This is a genomic window from Desulfolutivibrio sulfodismutans DSM 3696 (genome assembly GCF_013376455.1).
Classification (GTDB): domain Bacteria; phylum Desulfobacterota; class Desulfovibrionia; order Desulfovibrionales; family Desulfovibrionaceae; genus Desulfolutivibrio; species Desulfolutivibrio sulfodismutans.
In genome coordinates this window covers 1103709-1126656 of sequence record NZ_CP045504.1, presented here as the reverse complement: position 1 = coordinate 1126656, position 22948 = coordinate 1103709, and the positions used below count along the sequence as shown (strand labels likewise).

Here is a 22948-nt window from a genome sequence, read left to right as displayed (position 1 = left end):
TTACGCCGCGCTTTTCGCCGTCGTGGCGCGTTGTTTCGTGCCTCGTCCGGGTTGGGAGTCCCTGGCGGCCTCGCCGGGGAGCTGGTGCTTGAAGATGAGTTTCCACACGTCGGTGGCGGTGGCCGTCGTGAGGTTCCTGTTCAGTTCCGGCCCATGGGACAGGGCCGAGACCGGCAGGTCCACGGCATGCGCCACATTGATCAGAGTCCCGAAATTACAGGCTTCATCAAGCTTCGTCCAGACAATACTGCCCGGCGCGCTGGCCCGGTAGCGGGCCGCGAAGGACCGAAGCTGGGCCGTTGCGCAGATGGGGCTTAGCGCCACATGCACGGCCACGCCGGGGTGTCCGGCCATGCCCAGGGCGCGCAGGCGCTGGTCCATGCTTTCCTCGCCGCGCAGGCAGGGCATTTCCGCGAAGGCCCATCCGTTCGGGCCGAGGCTTTCCCACAGGGCCCGGAACTCTTCCGGGCTGGTCACGCTCTGAAAGGCGAGGCCGGAAAGCTCGGCGTAGCGTTTGAGCATGGCCGATCCCGTCGAACCGTCCCACAGGGCGGCCACCGTGACCGGCGTATTCGGATGCTGGCGCTTTCTGGCCAGGGCCAGGCGCAGGACGGCCGTGGTCTTGCCCGCGCCCGAGGGGCCGACCAGGACGTGGACGCGTTGCCTCCAACTGTCCGAGGGCAGGGGCTTGATGCCGACCATGCTGGACAGGGCGGGCAGGACGGTGCGTTCCCCACGGTCGGCCAGGGACCGGAACAACGTCAATAAAACGGCATCCTCCACGCCCTCGCGTTCCAGGTATTGCAAGGCCAGGCGTTGGCGGGGTTCGAGCCTGTCAAATTTCAGACCCGGTTTGAGCAGGGCCATCATGTGGTCGCGAATTTCGTCCCACTCCCGACGCCAGCCGTCGCCGGAGTCGGCGCCGGGAACGTCCATGCCGACCAGCGGGTCCATTTCGGGCCTGGCGGCTGCGGGGCGGTTCCGTGCGCCGTTTCCCTGGGCCGACTCGGCAGAGATGGTCAGCACCTTCTCCCGGGCTGCCGCCTTGGGAGCGTCCTCGTCCGACTCCACGGCGGCCATGATCTCGCACAGGCACTGGCCGTTTTCCCGCACGGTCTGGTTGCTCAGGATGACCGCGTCCGGACCCATTTCGCTTTTAATCCTGGCCAGGATCCGCGCCATGTTCTTGTCGCGAAAGGTTCTAACCCGCATTGTTGATTCCTATGGTGGCAAGGGATTGGAGCTTTATCTCGCCGGGAATTTCCGCCTGTGAGATCACCGGGAGCGTGGGCACAAACCGCATCAGAAGTTGGGCCAAGTGCGGCCGGGAGACGGGCGAGGTCAGGAGCACCGGCTGGCCTTCCACGGACAGGGCCTTGTCCATGGCGTTTTTGATGGCCTGGATGATCTTTTGCGCCGTCATCGGTTCCATGGCCAGATAGGTGCCATGGTCGGTCTTGCGCAGGCTTTCCTGGATGCTTCCCTCCACCTTCGGGGACAGGTTGAAGATGGGCAGGGAGCCCCCGGGCGACAGGTACGGTTTGACGATGGTGCGTCCCATGCGGGACCGCACGTATTCCGTGAGTTGGTCGGGATCCTTGATGGAGTGGCCATAGTCGGACAGGGTTTCCACGATGGTCAACAGGTCGCGGATGGAGACGTTTTCCTTGACCAGGTTTTGCAACACCTTTTGCACCGAGCCCAGCCCCAGGACACCGGGCACCAGATCCTCCACGGCCTTGGGGGCGCGCTTGGCCAGGTTGTCCAAGAGAACCTGGGTCTCCTGGCGGCCCAGAAATTCGTGCAGATGGCGGCGGAAGACCTCGGTTAAGTGGGTGGCGATGACGGTTGCCGGATCGACCACGGTGTAGCCGGCCAGCATGGCCTCTTCCTTTTGGGCCTCGGGAATCCACAGGGCCGGGAGATTGAAGGCCGGTTCGCGGGTTTCCACGCCGCGGATGCGGTGCTTGGCGTCGCCCGGGTCCATGGCCAGGTAGTGGTCGATGAGGATCTCGGCCGAGGCCACCTCGTTGCCCTTGATGAGCACGGTGTACTGGCCGGGCTTGAGCTGGAGGTTGTCGCGCAGGTGCAGCGACGGGACGATCAAACCCATGTCCAGGGCGAACTGGCGGCGGATGGAGCGGATGCGGGCCAGAAGGTTGCCGCTTTGCTCTTCGTCCACCAGGGGGATCAGGCCGTAGCCTACCTCGAGTTCCAGAAGATCCAGGGGCAAAAGGGCCTGGACTTCCTCCGGGGTCTCCAGTTCCTTATTCTTGTCCTTGCCCTTGCCCTTGCCCTTGCCTTTGGCCTCGCCGCCGCTAAGCAGTTCGCGCTGCTTGTCCGTGGCCACGGAAATCCCGTAGATCAGGGCCGCCATGGCCAAAAACGGCAGGGTGGGCATGCCCGGGACGATGGCGAAGATCGCCATCATGCCGCTGACCAGGCGCAGGGCCCGGGGATGGTAGGTCAACTGGGCGATGAATTCCTCGCCCATCTTGGCCTCGGAGGCGGCCCGGCTGACGATGAGGCCGGCGGAGGTGGAGATGATGATGGACGGGATGATGGAAACCAGACCGTCGCCGATGGTCAGGATGGTGTAGGTCTGGGCGGCGTCGGTCCACTCCATGCCCTTTTGGATGATGCCGATGCAAAATCCGCCTATGATGTTGATGGCCGTGATGAGGATGGTGGCGGAGACGTCTCCCTGGACGAACTTTCCCGCGCCGTCCATGGCCCCGTAAAAATCGGCCTCCTTGCGGATGGTCTCGCGGCGGCTGGTGGCCTCGGCCTCGTCGATCAGCCCGGCGTTCAAATCCGCCTCAATGGCCATCTGCTTGCCGGGCATGGCGTCCAGGGTGAAACGGGCGGCCACTTCGGCGATGCGCGTGGTGCCTTGGACGATGACCTTTTTGTTGAGCGAGAACAGGATCAGAAAGATGACGACGCCCACGAAGTAGTTGCCGCCGACCACGAACTGTCCGAAGGCCTCGATGACGTGTCCGGCGGCCGAAGTGCCTTCGTCACCGTGCAACAGGATCAACCGGGTGGAGGCCACGTTCATGGACAGCCGAAGGAGGGTGGTGACCAGGAGCAGGGACGGATAGATGGAAAATTCCAGGGGCGTGGTCATGAACATGGTGGTGACCAGGACCACCAGGCTCACGGAGATGGACAGGGTGAGCATGAGATCGATGAAAAACGGCGGGATAGGCACCAGCATGACGAAGAGAATGATCACCACGCCGCTGGCCAAGAGGATGTCGCCCTGCTTGGTGAACTTGTCGTAGTCGAATGAGACCGTCTTCAGTGCTTTGGCCATCTTTTTGACACCCGTGGCGGTTCTGCCGATTTCCTGCGTTAGCGGCTTTTGCGCCGGAATTTGTCGAGCTGGGCCAGGATGGTGGCCACGGCCTGGTACAGTTCCAGGGGGATGGTCTGCCCGACTTCCACGGACTTATACAAGGCCCGTGCCAGGGGTTTGTTTTCTCGGATGGGGATGTGATGTTCCCGAGCGATTTCCTTGATTTTTTCGGCCAGGTGGTCGAGCCCCTTGGCCACCAGGAGGGGGGCCGGGGAGACCATGGGATCGTAGCGCAGGGCGCAGGCGATGTGGGTGGGGTTGGTGATGACCACATCGGCCTTGGGAACGTCGGCCAGCATGCGTTTTTGCATCACCTCCATCATTTTCTGCCGCTGCTTGGCCTTGATCTGGGGGTCGCCCTCGGACTGTTTGCGTTCGTCTTTGACCTCGTCCTTGCTCATTTTGAGATTCTCGGAATAGTTCCAGCGCGAATACCACACATCGGCTATGGCGATGAGCACCATGGGAACCAGGGCATAGAGCACCATGGTCATGCCGGTCCCCAGGAGGTACGACGCAAATCCCTGGGGAGTCTGGTAGAAAAGGGGGATGAAATTGGCGAATTCGTGTTTGAGCACCAGGTAGGGCGCCACGCCGATGGCTGTGGCCTGGGCCAGCTGTTTTCCCAGCCGAAAAAGCGTTTCCGAGCTTATGAAAAGTCGCCTTATTCCGGCCAGGGGATTGAAGAGGTGGCTGAAATCGGGGTTGAACAGTCTCGAATACCACAGCTTGCCGACCTGGATACGCTGGGTGACGTAGGCGGCCACGGCAATGAAAAGCATGATGGGCAAAAGCATGACCGCCAGCTTTTTGGAAAGCATGATCATGATTTCGTAGACGCCGCTTGCGGTGATGGCCGTGGTGAATCCGGTCTTGAAGGCCCAGATGAAGATCTCCCGCATCTCATGGTCCATCTGGACAATGAAGAGGTTCAAGGCCATGAGCCCGACGAACAACACGATGATTTTCGGGAGTTCCTGGCTTTTGGCGACAGACCCTTTCTCTCTGGCCTTGCCGACGCGTTTTGGTGTCGCGTGTTCTGTTTTACTTGGATCTTCTTGTTTACCCATGGCGGCGCCTTGTGCGATGTGCCCTTATCGAGCCATCATCCGGAGCTTTTCAGGATGGCGTTGTAGATGACGCCCATTTCCAGGATGTAGTCGCCGACGTATCTGGCCAGGGTCGTAAAGATCAGGATCAAAAACAGGAAGCCGACACCGATTTTCAAGGGAAAGCCGACGAAAAGGACGTTCATCTGCGGAGCGGCCCGGGAGATGAGCGCCAGGGCCAGGTCCACCAGGAAAAGCGAGGCGATGACCGGGGAGGCGATCTTGAGGGCCAGGGTGAAGATGTGCGAGGAAAACAGCAGGATATGATCCCCAAGTTCGGGATTGATCAAAAGGCCCCCGGGCGGGACAAGATGGAAGCTGTCCCCCATGGCCTGAAGCAGAAACAGGTGGCCGTTGAGGGCCAAAAAAATGAGCATGGTCGTCTGGTAGAGCAGGTGCCCGGTGATGGGTTCCTGGGTGCCGGTCAGGGGGTCGAGCACGTTCATCATGGCGAACCCCATGGAAAACCCGATGTAATGGCCTGCGGTCTGGACCGCCGCGAACAGGAACCGCACCACCACATCGAGCAAAAGGCCCATGATGATTTCCCCGAAGAGCATGAGCGCGATCATCCAGGGATTGCCGGGCAACAGAACCCCGGGAAAGGACAGCTTGGGCCAGATGGCCAGGCTGAGCACGAGGCACATGGCGCCTTTTATGGGGGTCGGCAGGATGGAGCCTCCGAAGACGGGCAAAAGAAACAGGATCAGGCTGACGCGCAAAAGCGTCAGAAAAAAGCTGAAGATGGTGGCGGGATCGAAATTGAAAAGATCCATGCCGCCGGGACAGCAAAAAACGGACCAGCCCGGCCGGACGCCTGGCGTCCGTTTGGGGGGCCGCGCCTGGCGTCCGGCCGGGGGGCGTGTTGTCCGGACCTTTATGATGACGAGGGGAATCTCTGTACAAAAGAGAAGATATTCAAATTCGTATCGACATCATTCAGATGCGCGGCGTGTGCGTGCGCCACGAGGCGCAAAAACGGACGGCCAGCCCCAGGGCGGACAGGACACGGCCGCTGTTCCGAGGCAGCTTGGAGGGAAGGCTTTGGACGGGAGGGCGAAGGTCAGTTGAGGATGTAGCGCATGGGGTTGACCGGAACCCCGTTGACGCGGACTTCGTAATGCAGGTGCGGCCCGGTGCTGCGTCCGGAATCGCCCACATAGCCGATGACGTCGCCCCGGGAGACCGATTGGCCCTGGGACACGGTGAATTCGCGCAGATGGCTGTAGCTGGTGGAAATGCCGCCGCGATGCTCGATGGTCACTGTCGGGCCGGAGCCTTGCCCCTCTCCGACGAAGGCCACGGCCCCCGCCGCCGTGGCGTACACCGGAGCCCCCAGGGTGGTGCTGATGTCCAGGCCCTTGTGGAGTTCCTTGCGGCCGGTGAAGGGGGAGACGCGTTCGCCAAATTCCGAAGAGATCCACCCCTGGGTGGGCCAGATGGCCGGGGTGGAGCTCAAATACTCTTTCTTCTCGTTAAAAAGGGCCAGGAGCTTGTCCTGCTCGGTTTTTTCCAGACTGGCCTTAGCGCCCAGATCGGCCAGAAACTTATGAAGGTTTCTGGCCAACATTTCCTGGCGGTAGAGGGGGATGTATTTTTTCGTGAAGTCCTGGTCGCCTTCCGTCTGCTGCGGGCTGACGTTGCGCGGTTCCTGGTCAAGATTGATCATGAGGCGCAGTTTGGCGTCGAAATCCCGGATGCGTTGCAGATCGGTCTCGAGGCCTTGTATTTTTTCCGAAAGGCTGAGCAGTTGGGATTTCTGTTCCTGCACCGTCTTTTCCGAGGCCGCCAGTTCGTGTTCTTTAAGCGTGTAGTCTCCATAATAGGACAGCAGCACGAGGTTGGCCGCCACCATGGCTGCAATGGCCAGGAGGGTCAGAAAAAAGAGCCATCCCCGAAGTCGCAGTTTTCGGTAGACGCCGTGCTGGTCTTTGAAAATAACGATTTGATAATCGCGAAGCATGTTGTGTCGTCTTGCGGCCAGGCCGCGTGTACCGTTTTGAACGGGTCGCGCTGATGGATTTGTAAAAAAATGAAACCGGTTGGCCGGGGGGCTCCCGGAGCGTTCCGGAAAAGGTGATGCCCCCTCAAGGGCGCTTCACAGACCGTGGAAGGCTATCGGTCGGCCGCATCCTTGTCAAGTTGCCAACGCCGAAGGGCGTTTACGACGTTGGTCCGGGATTTTTTATCCGAAGCGAACCGTTCCGTCAGCCAGGTGGCGATCTCCAGGCGTTTGGAACGCTTGGAGTGGGGGCAGGGGTTTTCCCAGACGGGGAGCTCCCACTCCCGGCTGGCCCGGAGGATCTGCCTTTTGTCCACCAGCAGCATGGGCCGGATGACCGTCAACCGTCCGGAGAAGAAGGATTCCCGGGCGGACATGCCGTCCACCCGGCCGCCCTGGAACAGGTTCATGAAAAAGGTCGCGGCCAGATCGTCGGCGTTGTGGCCGAAGGCCAGATGGGTCAGCCGGTAGTGGCGGCACAGCTCGAAAAGGCGTTTGCGGCGCAGCCAGGCGCAATAAAAACACGGCGAATTCTTGCGGTTTTCCGGCGAGTGGGCGCGCGGCCCGTGGTCCGTGACCTCGATGTGGGCGGCGATGCCCAGCGCCTCGCATAGCCCGGCCAGGGGGGCGTGGTTCGCCGGATCGAAGCCGGGATTGAGGTGCAGGGCCATAAGCTCGGTGGCGAACGGCACGATGCGCTGGCGGGCCCGCATGACCCGCACAAGCACCATGCTGTCCACGCCTCCGGAGACCGCGACGCCGACGCGCGCCCCGGGGACGAGGCCCCCGGTGTGCATGAGCAGCTTTCCGGCCTTGGCGATGCAGAATTTCTGGGCGTAGGTCGGGTTCTTGTCCTGTTGCCGCATGTCGCCCGTTGCGGTGCGGGCCGCAGGCGTGGCGTCCGTCATGTCCATGGCCTTGCCGCGGCGCAGCGCAGGAGGGGGGCGTTCTCCCGGCAGGCCGGGCGCGGCGGCGGGGATCCGGGGCGCACGGTCATTCCGTGCCCAAAAGGATGTCGCGGATTTCGGAAAAATGCTCGATGGAACTCTCCATGACCCGCTCCATGTGTTCCGCCGTCAGGCCCAGCCTGGCGAACACCGTCTCGCTTGGGGCGTAGTGCATGCCATCGTAGCCAAGCCCAACGCCGGTCATTTTGGCGATGACGTCCCCGGCATGGACCAGGTCCAGGGCCAGGTCGCGCACGGGGGCGGCGTCCGGGGCAAGCCGGTGCCGGACCACGTAGACAATGGGGTCGGGGAGCTTCCAGTGCTCAAGCAGGAGCGCGCCGAGTTCGCCATGGTCGATGCCAAGCACCGCCCGCTCGGCCTTTTCGAAGGGGATTCCTTGGGAATAGGCCAATTCCATGATCGGTTCCGCGTCCACGGCCAGAAACGCCCCGAGCACCACCTTGCCGATGTTCACCAGAAGGCCCGAGGTGAAGGTGTGCGGGGGGGGCGTCAGGCCGAGCTCCCCGGCCAGATGCTCCGAGGCCACGGCCAGGGCCGCCGAATGCTCCAGGAGCTGTCCGGGGGGGAGGCCATAGCCCTTGATTTCATACTTGGCGAAGGGGGCCACTCCCGAGGCCAACACCATCTGGTAGACCCGCTGCATCCCCAGGCGCATGATGGCGTCTTTGACCGTGGTCACCATGCCGTGGCCGCCGAAGAACGCGGAATTGGCCATGCGCAGCAGGTTGACGGTCAGGCCGGGCTCATATTCAATGAACCTGGCCAGTTGCATCATGGTGGCGTCCGGATCGTTGATGATGGACATGATCTTCTGTACCGGCATGGGCATTTGCGGCACGGCCAGAGCCTTGGCGATGATCTCTTGGCGTTTCATATTTCCCAGCTTTTCCCGCAGGAACTGATCACCACGCGCCCGGAATCAATGTGGAAGCGAACCGTCCTGGGGATGGAGCCGCCCACGTCGGAACCGGACAGGCGAAGATGGTTGTGGTCCAGGAGTTTCTGCAATGCGGCGAGGTTGGCCGCACCGGTATCGAAGGAGTTGGAGACGTTCATCATCCGGCCGCAGCCTGCGGCCTTGATGACCAGCCGCTCCCGTTTGGCCCCCTTGGCGAACATGGATTTGATCATGTGCGGTACGCCGGTGTTGACGTACATGCAGGGATTGAGGGTTTTTCCCTCGCGGGCCTCCCGGGCCACGGGGAGCAGGCAATGGATGAGGCCGCCCACGCCGGAGGAGGGGTCAAAAACCATGAGTCCCAGACAGGAACCCAGGGAATGGGTGACCAGGATCTGGTTTGGGCGGTTGGTGATCCGCATGTCCGAAATGCCGACGACGATTTCCATGGCTGGGTTGAAAGCTCTGCGTTCCTTTTATCCTCGCGCGGGTTTGGAATCCGGCCCTTATCCGTTATCGGAACCGGAGACAAGCGGCGGGCGGTTCCCGGCACGGAAGACCCGGCGGTCGCCGCCTCCCGTTAGCGGGTCGTGGCGTCGCCTGCAGGCAGGGAATCGGCCCCGGACGGCGGCGGGGTCAATTCCTGGCGGAGCCGCTTGAGGCGTTCGTTTGTCTCGTTGTCGAGTTCGTGGCGCAACTCGTCGGGGATGGCCTTCCGACGGGCTTTGGTCACGGCGGCGGCGCTGTTGGGGCCGATCTGGCCGTCGGCGTCATAGTTGATGTTGGGCCAGTTGTTTTGGGCGCTGAGAACGGAACGGCCGCCGCTGGCGTTGATGTCCGCCGCCACATCAGCCTCGATGACGCCGTTTTTATTCCAGTCGATCTGCCCCGCCGCATTCGCCGCAAACGCCTCTTTCCATGTGCTGTCGAAATAATAATAAAGGGAGCCGTAGTGCGAGAGGTCGGCGGCGCCAGTCATGCCGAGGCTTTCATTCAGGTGGTTTTCGTCGAGACTCGGCGTGTTCATCCGCTGATAGTCGAAATGCAGGGGATAACCTGCATCACCCCAGTGGCCGTCGATGTACAATCCGGATGTCTGGAAAAAATAGCTCATGATGCTGAGGTAATTGGGTTTGTAGTTGTCGTGGTCCGTGCCGCCGTGGGTCAGCCCCAGACAGTGTCCCAGTTCGTGGATGAAGGTGCCCTGTTTTTCCCAGTCCGTGCCTCCGGGGGCGCCCCATTCGCCCAGGGTGACCAGGAAATTCACGGCCGGGATGTCCCGGGCCAGGCCGCTGGACGTGCCCTGGTTGTAGGAGTTGGCCCAGATCATGTACCGGAAGGCCTTGGCGTAGGCCGGGTTGAAGAAATCGTTTTTCAGAGAGTCGAATTGCAGCCAGACCTTGGTGTAATCCCCCGCTTCGCCCAGGGTTTCCACATAGGTCACCTGGCTGCCCAGGACCGGATGGATGTTTATGCCAGTGGTTCCGTCCGGGTTTTGCACCGGGGCGTTGGCGAATACCGCCTTGATGCGGTCGATGACCGTCTGGGACGGGGCGAGGCTCACGCTGTCGGGGCGGACCATGTAGTCCATCCACACAAAGAGATCCTTATGCTGCGGATCGGCCCCCATGGTCGGAAGGTCCACGAAAACGCCGTTTTCGGTGTAGCCCTGTCTTTCCCAAACGTCCGGGAGCCCGTCGCCGTCGCTGTCGCGGTACAACGACCCGGCGATGGCGGGAACGAGAAGCATCGGTTCAAGATCTTGGGATCCGGCCGGGGTGTGCAAGAGAAGCGCCATGAACAGGCCGCAGACGGATATGACGTGGCGAAGCGCAAACCGGGAACCAGGCATGTGAGCCCCCCATGGGTCTGTCAGGTTTTTTGGACAAGCAGTTTGACGAAGACGAAAAATCCGGCCACGAACATCAGGAAAAAAATCATGTTGTAGACGTGGTACCTGTCCTTGCAACGCCTGCGTTCGCGCAGGAAATCGTCGATTTCCTCGTCGGTCATGTGCGACTTTTCGCGAAGCGTCATGCGTTCATAGCGAATGTAGTCTTCATCATCGTATTTGATCAGAAAACGGTGCCGGTTGACGAAAAAGGCATAGTAAAAAAGGTAAATGATGAGAAAAAGACCCAGGATGTAGTGGAGGTCATCATACGGAATCATGGGCGAGCCGCGTAGGTGTCGCGCCAGGACCGGCCGGGATGCACAGCGGCAGCCTTACTGTGGATCACGGTCGTTGCGCCGTTTTCGTTGTGATCGGTCATCGTCTTTCCGTTCAATACGAAAGCGAATCCAAAAGAGCAAGAGCGCGAACACCGTAAACGCGATCCCAAAAACAAGCGGGCCAAACCAGTTGTCCATACCGTTGTCGTTCCGAAAAAGACTGCCGGGTTCTTTCGCGCCCGGCGCGGAGCCCGCGCCGGGTCGCCGCCTGTGGCCCGCGCCGACGGTGCGCGGGGGGGGCGGCCGGGATGAGACAGTCGACGTTGTAAGTGTGCCAAAGGATGAATCCCGGCGCAACCAGTTCCTTCTTTTTGTCGGCGAATCATGGCGCCATCGGAGGGCGCCATCGTTTTGCTGCCGTTTTGTCATCACGGCGCGGTGGACATGCGCCCGCGAAGGGCTTAATCGACCCGGTGGGATTCGACATTCCCGCCATCCGACGACGCTTGGAGCGTAACCACTCTATGTCACTTGAGTTTTTGCAGGAAGTCATCCGAAACTACGGGTATCTGGCCCTTTTCATCGGCACGTTTCTCGAAGGGGAGACCATCCTGCTTCTGGCCGGGTTCGCGGTGCAGACCGGCAATTTCGGCCTGTCCCTGCACGGGATCATCCTGACGGCCTTTGTGGGATCCCTGGCCGGCGACCAAACGGCCTTTTTCGTCGGCCGGTATTTCGGCAACCGGTTCCTCAGGCGCCGGGAGAAATGGCAGGAGCGGGCCGCCCGGGTGCACAAGCTCCTTGAGCGGTACCACGAGGTGCTCATCCTGACGTTTCGGTTTTTTTACGGCCTGCGCAACCTGACCCCCTTTATCCTCGGCACCACGGACATTTCCGCCAAAAAGTTCTTTGTGCTCAATGCCATCGGCGCGTTTGTCTGGGCCGTGGCCTTTGGTTGCATTGGCTACCTTTTCGGAGATCTTCTGGAAAACGTGCTCGAAAGCGTTCTTAAAGAGGTGCATAACGTCGAACTCATCATCTTCGGGGTCATCGCCCTGGTGGTCCTCATTTTCTGGATCAGGAAAATGTTGCGTAAGAAGTGATCCTGCCTTGACTCTTTCCACGCGCCGGGTTGATAACGGAAGTGACCGCCCTGTCGCGTAGCGACCTGAAAACAGGGTGGCCATGGCTGTGGCGTTGTGCGGTTTTGCGATCCCTGCCTTGCCCTGATCACGGAATCGGGCGGTTCGCCTCCCGGGCGATCCCGGAAGCTTATGGACATCGAAGAAAAGGAATCCGGCGCCTCCCTTCCCGCACCAAGCGGTTTTTTTCGTGAGTGCCGCAGCCTCATGCACGCCGCCGGGCGTTCGCTTGGCGGCGTGGTCGCCGCCAGGGAACGCGATTTTCTTTCCCTGGGCGAACGCCTGCACAATCTACGCTCCAAATCCGAAGAACTCGCGGAGCGTGCCGCCGCTTTGGCCGCGACGACCTCGGGCGAATCCATGGACGAGGTGTTGGGCAACCTCTCCACGGAACTCGAACAGATGACCGGCGTGTGCGAGATGGGGAACAGCCGGGAGAGCCTGGAGGAGTTGACCTCCGTCCGCAGCATTGTGGCCGATCTGGAGAAGATTTCCAGCGAGTTTGGCAGGATCGTGAAGCGGCTGTCCATGCTGGGCATCTCCACACGCATCGAAAGCGCCCGCCTGGGGGCCCATGGGTTGGGGTTCAGCACCCTGTCCGACGACGTGGAAAAGCTGGCCGCCACCATCATCGGCTATGCCTCCCAGATAAACGAGCGCAATCGGGCGTTGCGCGGACTGGTGGAAGAGGCCGAGGTCAAGACCAGGTCCGTCGTAGACAGCCAGGAGCGGTGTTCCTCGGTCATTTTCGGCGGATTGCATGAGAATATCGAAACCCTTTCGCGGCTGGCCGCCGCTTCCGCCGCCTTGTCCGAGACCATTTCGGACAAGACCAGGACCGTCACCGAAAACGTCTCCAGTGCGGTGTTGTCCATGCAGTTTCACGATATCGTCCGGCAACAGGTGGAGCATGTGGAACAGGCCATGGGCGATGTGGACCAGGTGGTGGCGACGAGAGTCGCCGACCACTCACCGGGCGCGGCGCGCGACGGATTCGGGGACGAGGACCGGGAGGTCGTGGCCTGGATCGGGGACGTCCTGGATTTGCAGTGTTCCCAACTGGGCAATGCCCGTGAGCGGTTCGTGAATGCCGTGGAGACGCTGGTCGAGAATCTGCGTGACATCGCCGGAAGCATCATGTCCATCGGCAGCGAAATCCTGGGGGTGGCGGGCGACGACCGCAGCGGAGCGGACCTGAGCCGTGTGGAGCAGGACGTGGCCCAGGTCAAGGACGCGCTGCGGGGATTCGCCGCCAAGGGCGAGGAACTGGCCGGAATCATGACCTCCGTGGCCGGGACGATTTCCGAAATGAGCGGGTATGTAGGCAAGATCGAGGACGTGGGTTCGGAGATCGAGCTTATCGCCATAAACGCCAGCATCAAGGCCGCCCATACCGGCGAACAGGGCGCCGCCCTCGGGGTGCTGGCCTCGGCCATCCAGGGGTTGTCCGTGGAGGCCCGGCAGCAGACCGACGAGGTGTCGCGCATCCTGCGGGACGTGGCCAAATCGTCAAATATTTTGCAGGACAACGCCAACGTCTCCTACGATGTCTCCCGGGTGGACGAAGTCTCGGCGCATTTGGATGGACTCTTGGGACAAATCGGGGACATGAACCGGAAAAGGACGGCCATGTTCGCCGAAATCGGCGAGAAAAGCGCGGAGTTGGGCGAGGCCGTGCAGGGGTTGGCCTCCGGCGTGCATTTCCACGAAGAGGTGGGGGATCGCCTGGCGTCGGTGCGGCTGGATCTGGACGTCTTCCGCGCCCTGTCCAAGCAGATCGTGCCGGTGGAAAGCGATGTCAGGCGTCCCGACCGGCTGCGTGAACTCTTTGGCCGATATACCATGGAGGCCGAACGGGACGTACATGAGTCCGTGTTCGGCATGTCGGGCATGGCGGAAAAAAAGGACGACCGGGTAAAAGCCGCCCCGGACCCCGATGGTCTCGGGGACAACGTGGAGCTTTTCTGATTCAGGGCGTCCGTATCGTTCTTGCCGGGTCCGTGCGGCTGGGATAGGAAAGAGAGCGACGTCGCAGCGGGATATCATGCCGCATGCGGCAGCCGGTCATCAAGGGGGCGCCATGGGGCTGCACGAAGTGCTTCGGGGCGAGAGCGACGCCACGTTACGTCTTACGGGCGCGTGGACCGTGGAACATGCTGCGGCGCTTCGCCGGGAGCTTCTGGACCTTTTGGCGGCGACGGATGTGGCGTATCTGGACGTGGCCGGGGTCGAGGCCGTGGACGCCAGCCTTTTCGAAGTGGTGCATGCAGCCTGCATGAGCGCCGCCCGGGACGCCAAGCGGATACAGAGGGTTGGTCCGTTGTCCGACGCCGCACGCCAGGCCGCCAGGGTGTCGGGTTTTATGGAAAACGGCCTGTTTGCTGAATTTTGGAAAGACGAGGAGAGGCATGACCAAGACGATCATGACCGTTGACGATTCGGCGAGTGTGCGGCAGATGGTCGGATTCACCCTCAAAAAAGAGGGATATTCGGTCATTGAGGCATCCGACGGCAAAGACGCCCTGGGCAAGCTCAAGGGGACCGTGAACATGGTCATCACCGACCTGAACATGCCCAATATGGACGGCATCGAACTGATAAAAAACATCCGGGCCCAGGCGGCGTACAAATTCATTCCCATCGTCATGCTCACCACCGAGTCCCAGGCGACCAAGAAGCAGGAAGGCAAGTCGGCAGGGGCCACGGGATGGATCGTCAAGCCGTTTACCCCCGAGCAACTTCTGGCCGTGGTCAAAAAGGTGCTCCGGTAACCGCAGCCAGGCTGGGCGCGTTCTCCCCGGCGACAAGGACGCCACATGTCCCAGGACGACATGCACCGCATGGCCTTTCGGGAAGAGGCAGGCGAGCTCTTGGGAGAGCTTGAGGCCTCGCTGTTGGCCCTTGAGGACCAGCCGGAAGACCAGGACCTCATCAACCGCGTCTTTCGGGCCATGCACACCATCAAAGGCTCCGGGGCGATGTTCGGCTTCGAAGACATCGCGGCCTTCACCCACGAGGTGGAGACCGTTTTCGACAAGGTGCGCAACGGCCTGCTTCCGGTCTCCAAGACCCTCCTGGACCTGACCCTGGCGGCCCGGGACCACATCAAGCTGCTTTTGGAAGCTGCCGACACGGCAGACGGGCCAGACCCCGCCATCGCCCTGCAAGGACAGGGGATTTTGGACGGGCTGCGCCGGTTTTCCCCGGCCGCTCCGGTCCAGGCCGAAGCCCCGGCCGTGATGCCGGAGACCGTGCGCGGCATGGCCACCTACCGCATCCGCTTCAAGCCCGGGCCCGGTTTCTATGCCACGGGCAACAATCCGCTCCATTTTCTTGAGGATCTGGCCGAGCTTGGCGACATGCGCCGCTATCTGCACGCCGAGGAAGTCCCCTGCCTGGAAGACATGGATCCCGAGGTCTGCCATGTCTGGTGGGATATCATCTTGGGGGCGCGCAAGAGCTATTCGCAGATCCAGGACGTGTTCGCATTCGTCGAGGACGACTGCGAACTGGCCATCGACCAGATCGACAACGGCGAGGCCCTATCCGATGCCGGGGTGTATAAAAAACTCGGGGAGATCCTGGTCGAACGCGGGGATTTGACCCCGGATGATCTGGCCCAGGCCCTGGCCGCCCAGAAGCGGCTGGGAACCGTGCTGGCCGATTCCGGGCTGGTGGCCAAGTCCAAGATCGAGGCCGCCCTGGTGGAGCAGGAGGCCGTGCGCGAGATCCGCAAGGCCCGGGAACCGGCGGCGGAATCGGCGTCGAGCATCCGGGTGGCCGCCGAAAAGCTCGACGACCTGGTAGATCTGGTGGGAGAGCTGGTCATCGTCCAGTCCCAGATCAAACAGGAAGCCCTTGCGGGCAACGACCCCACCCTCAAGGCCCTGTCCGAGCATCTCGAACGGTTGAGCGACGACCTGCGCGACTCCACGCTTGGCATCCGCATGTTGCCCATCGGCTCCACCTTCAGCCGGTTCCGCCGTCTGGTGCGCGACCTCTCGGCCGAACTCGGCAAAGAGATCGATCTGGTCACCTCGGGCGAAGAGACCGAACTGGACAAAACGGTCATCGAACGCCTGGGCGATCCCCTGGTGCATCTTTTGCGCAACAGCATCGACCACGGCGTGGAGCGCCCCGACGAGCGCCGGGCAAGCGGCAAGCCTCCCCGGGGGACGGTGTTTTTGTCGGCCGAGCATTCCGGCGGCTCCGTGGTCATCCGCATCACCGACGACGGCCGGGGGCTCGACGCCCGGGCCATCCGGGCCAAGGCCGTGGAGCGCGGGGTGTTGCCCCCGGAGGCTGAACTTTGCGACAAGGATTTGTTCAATCTCATTTTTCTGCCGGGATTTTCCACGGCCAAGGCCATAACCAACGTCTCCGGCCGGGGCGTGGGCATGGACGTGGTCAAACGGGCCATTGAATCCCTGCGCGGGGCCGTGGAGATCGACAGCGTTCCCGGCCAGGGGACGACCATCACCGTGCGCCTGCCCCTGACCCTGGCCATCATCGACGGACTCCAGATCCAGACGGGCCGGGAGTTCTACGTGGCCCCCCTGTCGCTTGTGGAGGAATGCGTCGACCTGCCGCGCGACGAGGCCGGGGAGGGCGACAAGATCATCAACCTGCGCGGGGAGATCGTTCCCTACATCCGGCTGCGGGATTTCTTCGGTATTGACGGCTGTCCCCCCGACGTGGAACAGGTAGTGGTTTCCAGCGTCGAGGGTTCCCGGGTGGGACTTGTGGTGGACCGGGTCATCGGCGAACACCAAACGGTCATCAAAAGTCTGGGGCGCATCTACCGCGATGTGGAAGGGCTGTCCGGCGCGACCATCAAGGGCGACGGGACCATGGCCCTCATACTCGACGTGCCCGGGCTTCTGCGCGCGGCCGTCGAATCCGGAAACTGAAAGGGGAGGAGCCAATGGCTGCCGAAGACACGACCTTAAATGACAATCAATACCTGACGTTTGTCCTGGAAAATGAACTGTTCGCCTTAAACATCGGGTCCGTGCGCGAGGTGCTGGAATTGACCTCCATCACCAAGGTGCCGCGAACCCCGGAATTCATCCGGGGGGTCATCAATCTGCGTGGCCGGGCCGTGCCTGTGGTGGATCTGCGCATGAAGTTCGGCATGGGCGAGACCCGGCGCACGGTCAACACCTGCATCATCATCGTCGAGGTGGAGCTTGACGGCGAGTCCACGGTGCTTGGCGCCCTGGCCGATTCGGTCCAAGAGGTCTACGAGATGGAAAGCTCCCAGATCGAGCCGCCTCCGCGCATGGGCACCCGCATCAAGGCCGAGTTCATCACCGGCATGGGCAAAAGCGGGGACCGGTTCATCGTCATCCTGGACATCAACAAGGTTTTTTCGGCCGAGGAACTGACTCTTGCCGCCGACGCCGGGCGGGGACAACCCCTGGCCGAAGGACGTGAGGTCGCCGTCGATGCCGGAGCCTAGGCCCAAGCGCGAGTTCACCAGATCGTCGTCCATGGTCAGCATGGCCGACAAGGATTTCCGGCGCTTCAGCGAGTTTATCCATACCGAGTGCGGCATCAAGCTGCCGACATCGAAAAAGACCATGGTCGAGGCCCGGCTGCAAAAGCGCCTGCGCCTGCTGGGCATGGCCACCTTTCGGGAATACAACGACTATATCTTCAGCCCTTCCGGGCTTTCCGAGGAACTCTCCCATCTCATTGACGCCATCACCACCAACACCACCGAATTTTTCAGGGAATCCAAGCACTTTGACATCATGCGCCAGGTGGTGCTGCCCCACTGGGTGGCCATGCGCGGCCTGGTCCATCCCCTGCGGCTGTGGAGCGCCGGATGCTCCTCGGGCGAGGAGCCCTACACCCTGGCCATGGTCTTAAGCGAATATGCCGAAAAGACCCCGGGGTTCCGGTTCTCCATCACGGCCACGGACATCTCCTCCCAGGTTCTTGAAAAGGCCCGCCGGGCCGTCTATCCCGAGGACCGGGTGGCGGGCATGACCTACGACCTCAAGCGGAAGTACCTCCTGCGCAGCAAGGACCGTCTGAAGAAACTGGTGCGCATCGTCCCGGATTTGCGGGAGCGGGTGGCCTTTTCCCGCCTGAACTTCATGGAGGAATTCAGCTTCAACGACCCCATGGACATCATTTTCTGCCGCAACGTGATGATCTATTTCGACCGCACCACGCAGGAGACGCTGCTCAATAAATTCTGCCGCCAGTTGCGCAAGGACGGACATCTTTTCATCGGCCATTCGGAAAGCCTGACGGGCATGGATCTGCCCCTGCGCCAGGTGTCTCCCACGGTGTATCGGCGTACCTGACATCGCGTCCTTGCGGCGCAAGCAGGGTTTCGTAATAAAGATGGAGAAGAGGACCGGAGTCGGCTCGGCGTATTGAGAAGGTATTCGCCGACGCCGCAAGAGCCACAGCACTAAACGGACATGCGCAGCGGACAGCGGCGAGTTCCTTCAAAGGGTGGTGAGGGGTGGAGAAGATCAGGGTTTTGATTGTCGACGATTCGGCTCTAGTACGCCAGACGTTGTCGGACATCCTGTCGTCGGATCCGGAGATCGAGGTCATGGGCACGGCCGCCGATCCCTTCGCCGCCGCCAAGAAGATGGAGGAGGAGGCCCCGGACGTCATCACCCTGGACATCGAGATGCCGCGCATGGACGGCCTGACGTTTTTGCGCAAGATCATGTCCCAGCATCCCATGCCCGTGGTCATCTGCTCCACCCTGACCGAGTCCGGGTCGGAGACCACGCTGCGGGCCATGGAATACGGGGCCATGGACATCATCCTCAAGCCCAAGCTCGGAACGCGGCAGTTTTTGGAGGAATCGCGCATCCGCATCTGTGATTCGGTCAAGGCGGCGGGCCGGGCCAAGATGAAGCGGCTGGTCCCCACCCCCCCCATGAAGGTGGAGCCCAAGCTCGGGGCCGACGCCATGTTGCCTGGCCCGACGGGCAAGGCCATGTTCGGGACCACGGAAAAGGTGGTGGCCGTGGGCGCGTCCACCGGCGGCACCGAGGCCCTGCGCGTCTTTCTCGAGGCCATGCCCCAGGACTGCCCGGGCATCGCCATCGTGCAGCACATGCCGGAACAGTTCACGGCGGCCTTCGCCAAACGCTTAAATGGCCTGTGCCGGATCACGGTGAAAGAGGCCGAGGACAACGACACCATCCTGCGCGGCCAGGCGCTCATCGCCCCGGGCAACAAGCACATGCTGCTCAAGCGCAGCGGCGCACGCTACCATGTGGAGGTCAAGGACGGCCCCCTGGTCAAGCGGCATCGGCCCAGCGTGGACGTACTGTTCCGCTCGGCCGCCCGTTATGCCGGGAAAAACGCCGTGGGCGTGATCATGACCGGCATGGGCGACGACGGGGCCGAGGGCCTGAAAGAGATGAAGGACGCCGGGGCCTATACCATCGCCCAGGACGAGGCCAGTTGCGTGGTCTTCGGCATGCCCCAGGAGGCCATCAAGCGCGGCGGCGCGGACAAAATCATGTCCCTGAGCATTATCGCCCCGGAAGTGGTGCGTTTTTGCGCCACGTGACCGGGTGAGTCCTGCCCGGACAGGGGGGGAGGACATTTTTCCCCTGGAGATCCCATGCCCCTGGAAATCGAGCTGAAATTCCCCGTGGCCGGGTTTTCGGCCCTGCGGCAGGCTTTGGCCGAGGCCTGTGCGGTCCCGGAACCCGTGGTCTTCGAGCAAAACATCGTTTTCGACGCCCCTGCCCCAGACGCCGGGCCAGCCGCCGGGACGGTCGCCTTCGGCCGCCTGCGGGCCGCAGGCATCCTGCTGCGCCTGCGCCGCAACTCGCCCGGCGGCCAAGCCGCCGCCTCCGGCGTGGTGACCGTCAAGCTTCCCGCGCCCGGGCAGGCCCCGGCCGGATACAAGGTCCGCCAGGAGCTCGAGACCCGGGTGGAGGATTTTTCAGCCATGGAGGCCATCCTGCACGGCCTGGGCTACGCCGAGGCCCTGCGCTACGAAAAGGTGCGCCAGATATGGACGCTGGGCGGCCTGCACGTCTGCCTGGACCGGCTGCCGTTTGGCCGTTTTGTGGAACTCGAAGGCGGCCCGGACGACATCACGGCCTGGGCGGCCCGGCTTGGGCTGGATCCGGCCTCGGCCCGCACCGCCACCTACCACGACCTGCACCTGGAACATCTGGACGCCCTGGGGCTTGGAGCGACGGACAGCTTCGTTTTCGCCCCGGAAAAGTCCGCCCGGCTGTTGGCCGCGCCGTCGCTCGACGAATGAGCCTGCGGCGTCCCGGCCGTCCGGTGGGGCGGGGCGGCCTGCTCGGGCGCAGTTGTAAGCCGGGGCGATTTTCCTTACGGTAACGCGTCGGCAGGGATGCGCCGACAGGCGGGACGACCGGGCGGGAACATGCCGTAGCGGCCGTTTCACCGGGGCGGCCTGTCCCAGGGCGGCGTCAGCGTCCCGTTTTTCCAACCCGCCCTCGACAGACCCGTCCCACGTCTTATTATGAAACCCAGGGTGCGGCGCATGAGCGTCGCCTGTCATGTAACAAGTCTGTATCGCAGAAGAAGCGGGATATGACCGAACCGATCCAAAACGAGGAGCAGGAATCCGGAGTGGGGCTGGCCGACGAGATCCGCGAGCCCAAACGCTTCAAGGTTCTTTTGCACAACGACGATTATACGACCATGGAGTTCGTGGTCAAAGTGCTGATGCAGGTTTTCCGCAAAACCGAAGCCGAGGCCGTCCAGATCATGCTGAACGTGCATAATAAGGGCGTCGGCGTGTGCGGGGTTTATACGGCGGAAGTGGCCGAACTCAAGGTGTCCCTGGTGCGCCGGTTGGCCCGCCAGAACGGATATCCGCTCAAATGCAGCATGGAAGAGGTCTAGATGTTAAGCAAGACACTGGAAAAGGTGCTGACCAACGCCGTCAAGGAAGTCAAGCGCCGCAATCACGAATACCTGACCCTGGAGCATCTGCTGTACGCCGTGCTTCTGGATGATTCGGGCAAGGACATCCTGACCGGCTGCGGGGCCAATGTGGTGCGCCTGAAAAACCAGTTGGAGCGGTTTTTTCTGGACCATATGGAGGTTCTGCCCAAGGAGTCGCCCACCGAGGTGGTGCAGACGCTCGGGGTGCAGCGGGTTTTGCAGCGGGCCATCATGCAGATGCAAAACGCCGGGAAAAACCAGGTGGAGGTGGGGGACGTCCTGGCCGCCCTGTTCGATGAGGAGGACTCCTACGCCGTCTATTTCCTCAAGTCCCACGGCATCACCCGCCTGGACGTGCTGGAATCCATTTCGAGCGGCCAGGGGACCGAGCCCTGGCGGCAGGACGGCCCGGAGCAGCGCCCGGGCGAGTCCCCGGAGCAGAAGCCCGGGGCCACGGCCCTGGAACAGTTCACGGTCAATCTGGTGCAAAAGGCCCGGGACGGGCGGATCGATCCCCTGATCGGCCGGGTTCCCGAACTGGAGCGGACCATCCAGGTGCTCATGCGCCGCCGCAAAAACAATCCCATCTTCGTGGGCGATCCGGGCGTGGGCAAGACGGCCATCGCCGAGGGACTGGCGCTCAAAATCGTCAACGGCGAGGTGCCGCCGGTCTTCGCCAACACCGAGATCTACGCCCTGGACATGGGCGCGCTTCTGGCCGGAACCAAGTACCGGGGCGATTTCGAGGCCCGGCTCAAGGGCGTGTTGTCCGAGCTGGCCGGAAAGCCCGAGGCCATCCTGTTCGTGGACGAGATCCACACCATCGTGGGGGCCGGGGCCACCAGCGGCGGCACCCTCGATGCCTCGAACATCCTAAAGCCCGTGCTGGCCTCGGGAACCCTGCGCTGCATCGGCTCCACCACCTACGAGGAATACAAGAACCATTTCGAGAAGGACCGGGCCCTGTCCCGGCGTTTCCAGAAGATCGACATTGCCGAACCCAGCCGCGAGGAGGCCGTGGACATCCTGAAGGGGCTGCGGTCGGCCTACGAGGCGCACCATGGCGTGCGCTACACGGACACGGCGGTCAAGGCCGCCGTGGACCTGTCGGCCCGGCATATCAACGACCGCTACCTGCCCGACAAGGCCATCGACGTCATCGATGAGGCCGGGGCCGTGCATCGCCTCTCGGGCAAGACCGGACGCGGCTCCATTGGCGTGGCCGACGTGGAGAAGGTGGTGGCCAGGATGGCCAGGATTCCGGCTCAGCGGGTCACCGGATCGGACAAGACCCGGCTGGAGAATCTGGACCGCGAACTGCGGGCCGTGATTTTCGGCCAGGACAAGGCCATCGACACCGTGTCCAAGGCCATCAAGCGTTCCCGGGCCGGGTTGTCGGCGGAGGGCAAGACCACCGGGGCGTTTCTTCTGGCCGGTCCCACCGGGGTGGGCAAGACCGAACTGGCCAAGCAACTGGCCAACGTGCTGGGCGTCAACTTCGTGCGCTTCGACATGAGCGAATACATGGAGAAGCATGCCGTGTCGCGGCTTATCGGCGCGCCTCCGGGATACGTGGGCTTCGACCAGGGCGGCCTTCTGACCGACGCCATCCGCAAGCACCCCCACAGCGTGCTCCTCCTCGACGAGATCGAGAAGGCCCATCCGGACATGTTCAGCATCCTGCTGCAGGTCATGGACTACGCCACCCTGACCGACAACAACGGCCGCAAGGCCGATTTCTCCCACGTCATCCTGCTTATGACCACCAACGCCGGGGCCCGGGAGATGTCCGCCAAGAGCATCGGCTTCGGCGACGCCGACACCCCCGACGACCGGTCGGACCAGGGTAAAAAGGCCCTGGATCGCCTGTTCAGCCCGGAGTTCCGCAACCGCCTGGACGGCATCGTCACCTTCAAGGGGCTGACCCCGGAGATCATGGACCGCATCGTGGCCAAGTATCTGGGCGAACTCAACGACCAGTTGCGCGAGCGCAGGGTCGCCGTGACCCTGACCCCGGCCGCCGTGGCCCTTTTGGCGAAAAAGGGCTTCGATTCGGTCTACGGGGCCAGGCCCCTGGCCCGGGTCATCCAGGCCGAGATCAAGGACGTCCTGGCCCACGAGCTGCTTTTCGGATGCCTGCGCCAGGGCGGCGACGCCGTGGTGGACGCCCCGGACCCGACGAGCGCCCCGGGCGGGGCGAACGCCGCAACCGGGATCGAGGCCGTCAACGACGCCAGCGCCGTGGCCCCGGAAGGGTCGTCCTTCCTTTTCACCTACGTGCCGCGCGAATCCGGCCGCCGTAAGGTCGTCCAGTAAGCCCAGCGCCATCGTCATCCTCCTCCTGCGGGGCCGCCATGGCCCCGTGGGAGACAACCTGATG

21 protein-coding genes are annotated in these 22948 nt (G+C 62.4%); 11 read left to right on the top strand and 10 right to left on the bottom strand.

All coding sequences use genetic code 11. The annotated features are described in order from the left end of the window. From GD606_RS05385 to GD606_RS05340, 10 genes are all read right to left on the bottom strand, one after another. Positions 1-1212, bottom strand: a complete 1212-nt coding sequence (locus GD606_RS05385; protein ID WP_176629226.1) for a flagellar biosynthesis protein FlhF — start codon at positions 1210-1212, stop codon at positions 1-3. Next, positions 1202-3319, bottom strand: coding sequence for a flagellar biosynthesis protein FlhA (gene flhA / locus GD606_RS05380; RefSeq protein ID WP_163302145.1), 2118 nt, complete (start codon positions 3317-3319; stop codon positions 1202-1204). The genes GD606_RS05385 and flhA overlap by 11 nt, the downstream gene beginning before the upstream one ends. Before the next feature lie 38 nt (positions 3320-3357). Continuing rightward, the gene (flhB, locus tag GD606_RS05375; RefSeq protein ID WP_163302144.1) at positions 3358-4431 is read right to left on the bottom strand and encodes a flagellar biosynthesis protein FlhB; all 1074 of its coding nucleotides are present in this window, start codon (positions 4429-4431) and stop codon (positions 3358-3360) included. 35 nt (positions 4432-4466) lie between these two features. After that, positions 4467-5246 carry a flagellar biosynthetic protein FliR gene (gene fliR / locus GD606_RS05370; protein ID WP_163302143.1) on the bottom strand — a complete coding sequence of 260 codons (780 nt, stop codon included), beginning with the start codon at positions 5244-5246 and terminating at the stop codon, positions 4467-4469. A gap of 287 nt (positions 5247-5533) precedes the next feature. After that, positions 5534-6433: a M23 family metallopeptidase gene (locus tag GD606_RS05365; protein ID WP_163302142.1), complete on the bottom strand. Its 900-nt coding sequence runs from the start codon at positions 6431-6433 to the stop codon at positions 5534-5536. Positions 6434-6585: 152 nt separating this feature from the next. Continuing rightward, a complete protein-coding gene (locus tag GD606_RS05360) occupies positions 6586-7338 on the bottom strand; it encodes a tRNA lysidine(34) synthetase (RefSeq protein WP_163302154.1) in 753 nt (250 codons plus the stop codon). Between the two features lie 127 nt (positions 7339-7465). Further along, the gene (locus tag GD606_RS05355) at positions 7466-8314 is read right to left on the bottom strand and encodes an HDOD domain-containing protein (RefSeq protein ID WP_163302141.1); all 849 of its coding nucleotides are present in this window, start codon (positions 8312-8314) and stop codon (positions 7466-7468) included. Then, positions 8311-8787, bottom strand: a complete 477-nt coding sequence (locus GD606_RS05350; RefSeq protein ID WP_163302140.1) for a chemotaxis protein CheD — start codon at positions 8785-8787, stop codon at positions 8311-8313. The genes GD606_RS05355 and GD606_RS05350 overlap by 4 nt, the downstream gene beginning before the upstream one ends. 131 nt (positions 8788-8918) lie before the next feature. Next, positions 8919-10190 carry a hypothetical protein gene (locus tag GD606_RS05345; protein ID WP_176629225.1) on the bottom strand — a complete coding sequence of 424 codons (1272 nt, stop codon included), beginning with the start codon at positions 10188-10190 and terminating at the stop codon, positions 8919-8921. A gap of 20 nt (positions 10191-10210) precedes the next feature. Then, complete coding sequence (locus tag GD606_RS05340) at positions 10211-10510, bottom strand: hypothetical protein (protein WP_163302139.1); 300 nt, start codon at positions 10508-10510, stop codon at positions 10211-10213. Between the two features lie 524 nt (positions 10511-11034). Here GD606_RS05340 and GD606_RS05335 point away from each other — a divergent pair. From GD606_RS05335 to clpA, 11 genes are all read left to right on the top strand, one after another. After that, positions 11035-11613, top strand: a complete 579-nt coding sequence (locus tag GD606_RS05335) for a DedA family protein (RefSeq protein ID WP_163302138.1) — start codon at positions 11035-11037, stop codon at positions 11611-11613. A 171-nt stretch (positions 11614-11784) separates the two neighbouring features. Continuing rightward, positions 11785-13620, top strand: a complete 1836-nt coding sequence (locus tag GD606_RS05330) for a methyl-accepting chemotaxis protein (protein WP_163302137.1) — start codon at positions 11785-11787, stop codon at positions 13618-13620. A 112-nt stretch (positions 13621-13732) separates the two neighbouring features. After that, positions 13733-14086 carry an STAS domain-containing protein gene (locus tag GD606_RS05325; RefSeq protein ID WP_163302136.1) on the top strand — a complete coding sequence of 118 codons (354 nt, stop codon included), beginning with the start codon at positions 13733-13735 and terminating at the stop codon, positions 14084-14086. Then, positions 14061-14423: a response regulator gene (locus tag GD606_RS05320; protein ID WP_163302135.1), complete on the top strand. Its 363-nt coding sequence runs from the start codon at positions 14061-14063 to the stop codon at positions 14421-14423. The genes GD606_RS05325 and GD606_RS05320 overlap by 26 nt, the downstream gene beginning before the upstream one ends. Positions 14424-14468: 45 nt before the next feature. Then, a complete protein-coding gene (locus GD606_RS05315) occupies positions 14469-16562 on the top strand; it encodes a chemotaxis protein CheA (protein ID WP_163302134.1) in 2094 nt (697 codons plus the stop codon). 14 nt (positions 16563-16576) lie between these two features. Beyond that, positions 16577-17113, top strand: a complete 537-nt coding sequence (locus tag GD606_RS05310; RefSeq protein ID WP_163302133.1) for a chemotaxis protein CheW — start codon at positions 16577-16579, stop codon at positions 17111-17113. Further along, positions 17100-17969, top strand: a complete 870-nt coding sequence (locus tag GD606_RS05305; RefSeq protein WP_163302132.1) for a CheR family methyltransferase — start codon at positions 17100-17102, stop codon at positions 17967-17969. Before GD606_RS05310 ends, GD606_RS05305 begins: the two co-directional genes overlap by 14 nt. Positions 17970-18133: 164 nt before the next feature. Then, entirely contained in the window at positions 18134-19204 is a 1071-nt protein-coding gene (locus GD606_RS05300; RefSeq protein ID WP_163302131.1) for a protein-glutamate methylesterase/protein-glutamine glutaminase, read from the top strand. A gap of 54 nt (positions 19205-19258) precedes the next feature. Further along, entirely contained in the window at positions 19259-19912 is a 654-nt protein-coding gene (locus tag GD606_RS05295; protein ID WP_163302130.1) for a class IV adenylate cyclase, read from the top strand. A 299-nt stretch (positions 19913-20211) separates the two neighbouring features. Then, entirely contained in the window at positions 20212-20526 is a 315-nt protein-coding gene (gene clpS, locus GD606_RS05290) for an ATP-dependent Clp protease adapter ClpS (protein WP_176629224.1), read from the top strand. After that, positions 20527-22884, top strand: a complete 2358-nt coding sequence (gene clpA / locus GD606_RS05285) for an ATP-dependent Clp protease ATP-binding subunit ClpA (RefSeq protein WP_176629223.1) — start codon at positions 20527-20529, stop codon at positions 22882-22884. Positions 22885-22948: the final 64 nt, after the last annotated feature.

Excerpts from the sequence above, each read along its gene's own strand:
- GD606_RS05385 (WP_176629226.1), bottom strand. The coding sequence starts at position 1,212 with ATGCGGGTTAGAACCTTTCGCGACAAGAACATGGCGCGGATCCTGGCC.
- flhA (WP_163302145.1), bottom strand. The coding sequence starts at position 3,319 with ATGGCCAAAGCACTGAAGACGGTCTCATTCGACTACGACAAGTTCACC.
- flhB (WP_163302144.1), bottom strand. The coding sequence starts at position 4,431 with ATGGGTAAACAAGAAGATCCAAGTAAAACAGAACACGCGACACCAAAA.
- fliR (WP_163302143.1), bottom strand. The coding sequence starts at position 5,246 with ATGGATCTTTTCAATTTCGATCCCGCCACCATCTTCAGCTTTTTTCTG.
- GD606_RS05365 (WP_163302142.1), bottom strand. The coding sequence starts at position 6,433 with ATGCTTCGCGATTATCAAATCGTTATTTTCAAAGACCAGCACGGCGTC.
- GD606_RS05360 (WP_163302154.1), bottom strand. The coding sequence starts at position 7,338 with ATGCGGCAACAGGACAAGAACCCGACCTACGCCCAGAAATTCTGCATC.
- GD606_RS05355 (WP_163302141.1), bottom strand. The coding sequence starts at position 8,314 with ATGAAACGCCAAGAGATCATCGCCAAGGCTCTGGCCGTGCCGCAAATG.
- GD606_RS05350 (WP_163302140.1), bottom strand. The coding sequence starts at position 8,787 with ATGGAAATCGTCGTCGGCATTTCGGACATGCGGATCACCAACCGCCCA.
- GD606_RS05345 (WP_176629225.1), bottom strand. The coding sequence starts at position 10,190 with ATGCCTGGTTCCCGGTTTGCGCTTCGCCACGTCATATCCGTCTGCGGC.
- GD606_RS05340 (WP_163302139.1), bottom strand. The coding sequence starts at position 10,510 with ATGATTCCGTATGATGACCTCCACTACATCCTGGGTCTTTTTCTCATC.
- GD606_RS05335 (WP_163302138.1), top strand. The coding sequence starts at position 11,035 with ATGTCACTTGAGTTTTTGCAGGAAGTCATCCGAAACTACGGGTATCTG.
- GD606_RS05330 (WP_163302137.1), top strand. The coding sequence starts at position 11,785 with ATGGACATCGAAGAAAAGGAATCCGGCGCCTCCCTTCCCGCACCAAGC.
- GD606_RS05325 (WP_163302136.1), top strand. The coding sequence starts at position 13,733 with ATGGGGCTGCACGAAGTGCTTCGGGGCGAGAGCGACGCCACGTTACGT.
- GD606_RS05320 (WP_163302135.1), top strand. The coding sequence starts at position 14,061 with ATGACCAAGACGATCATGACCGTTGACGATTCGGCGAGTGTGCGGCAG.
- GD606_RS05315 (WP_163302134.1), top strand. The coding sequence starts at position 14,469 with ATGTCCCAGGACGACATGCACCGCATGGCCTTTCGGGAAGAGGCAGGC.
- GD606_RS05310 (WP_163302133.1), top strand. The coding sequence starts at position 16,577 with ATGGCTGCCGAAGACACGACCTTAAATGACAATCAATACCTGACGTTT.
- GD606_RS05305 (WP_163302132.1), top strand. The coding sequence starts at position 17,100 with ATGCCGGAGCCTAGGCCCAAGCGCGAGTTCACCAGATCGTCGTCCATG.
- GD606_RS05295 (WP_163302130.1), top strand. The coding sequence starts at position 19,259 with ATGCCCCTGGAAATCGAGCTGAAATTCCCCGTGGCCGGGTTTTCGGCC.
- clpS (WP_176629224.1), top strand. The coding sequence starts at position 20,212 with ATGACCGAACCGATCCAAAACGAGGAGCAGGAATCCGGAGTGGGGCTG.
- clpA (WP_176629223.1), top strand. The coding sequence starts at position 20,527 with ATGTTAAGCAAGACACTGGAAAAGGTGCTGACCAACGCCGTCAAGGAA.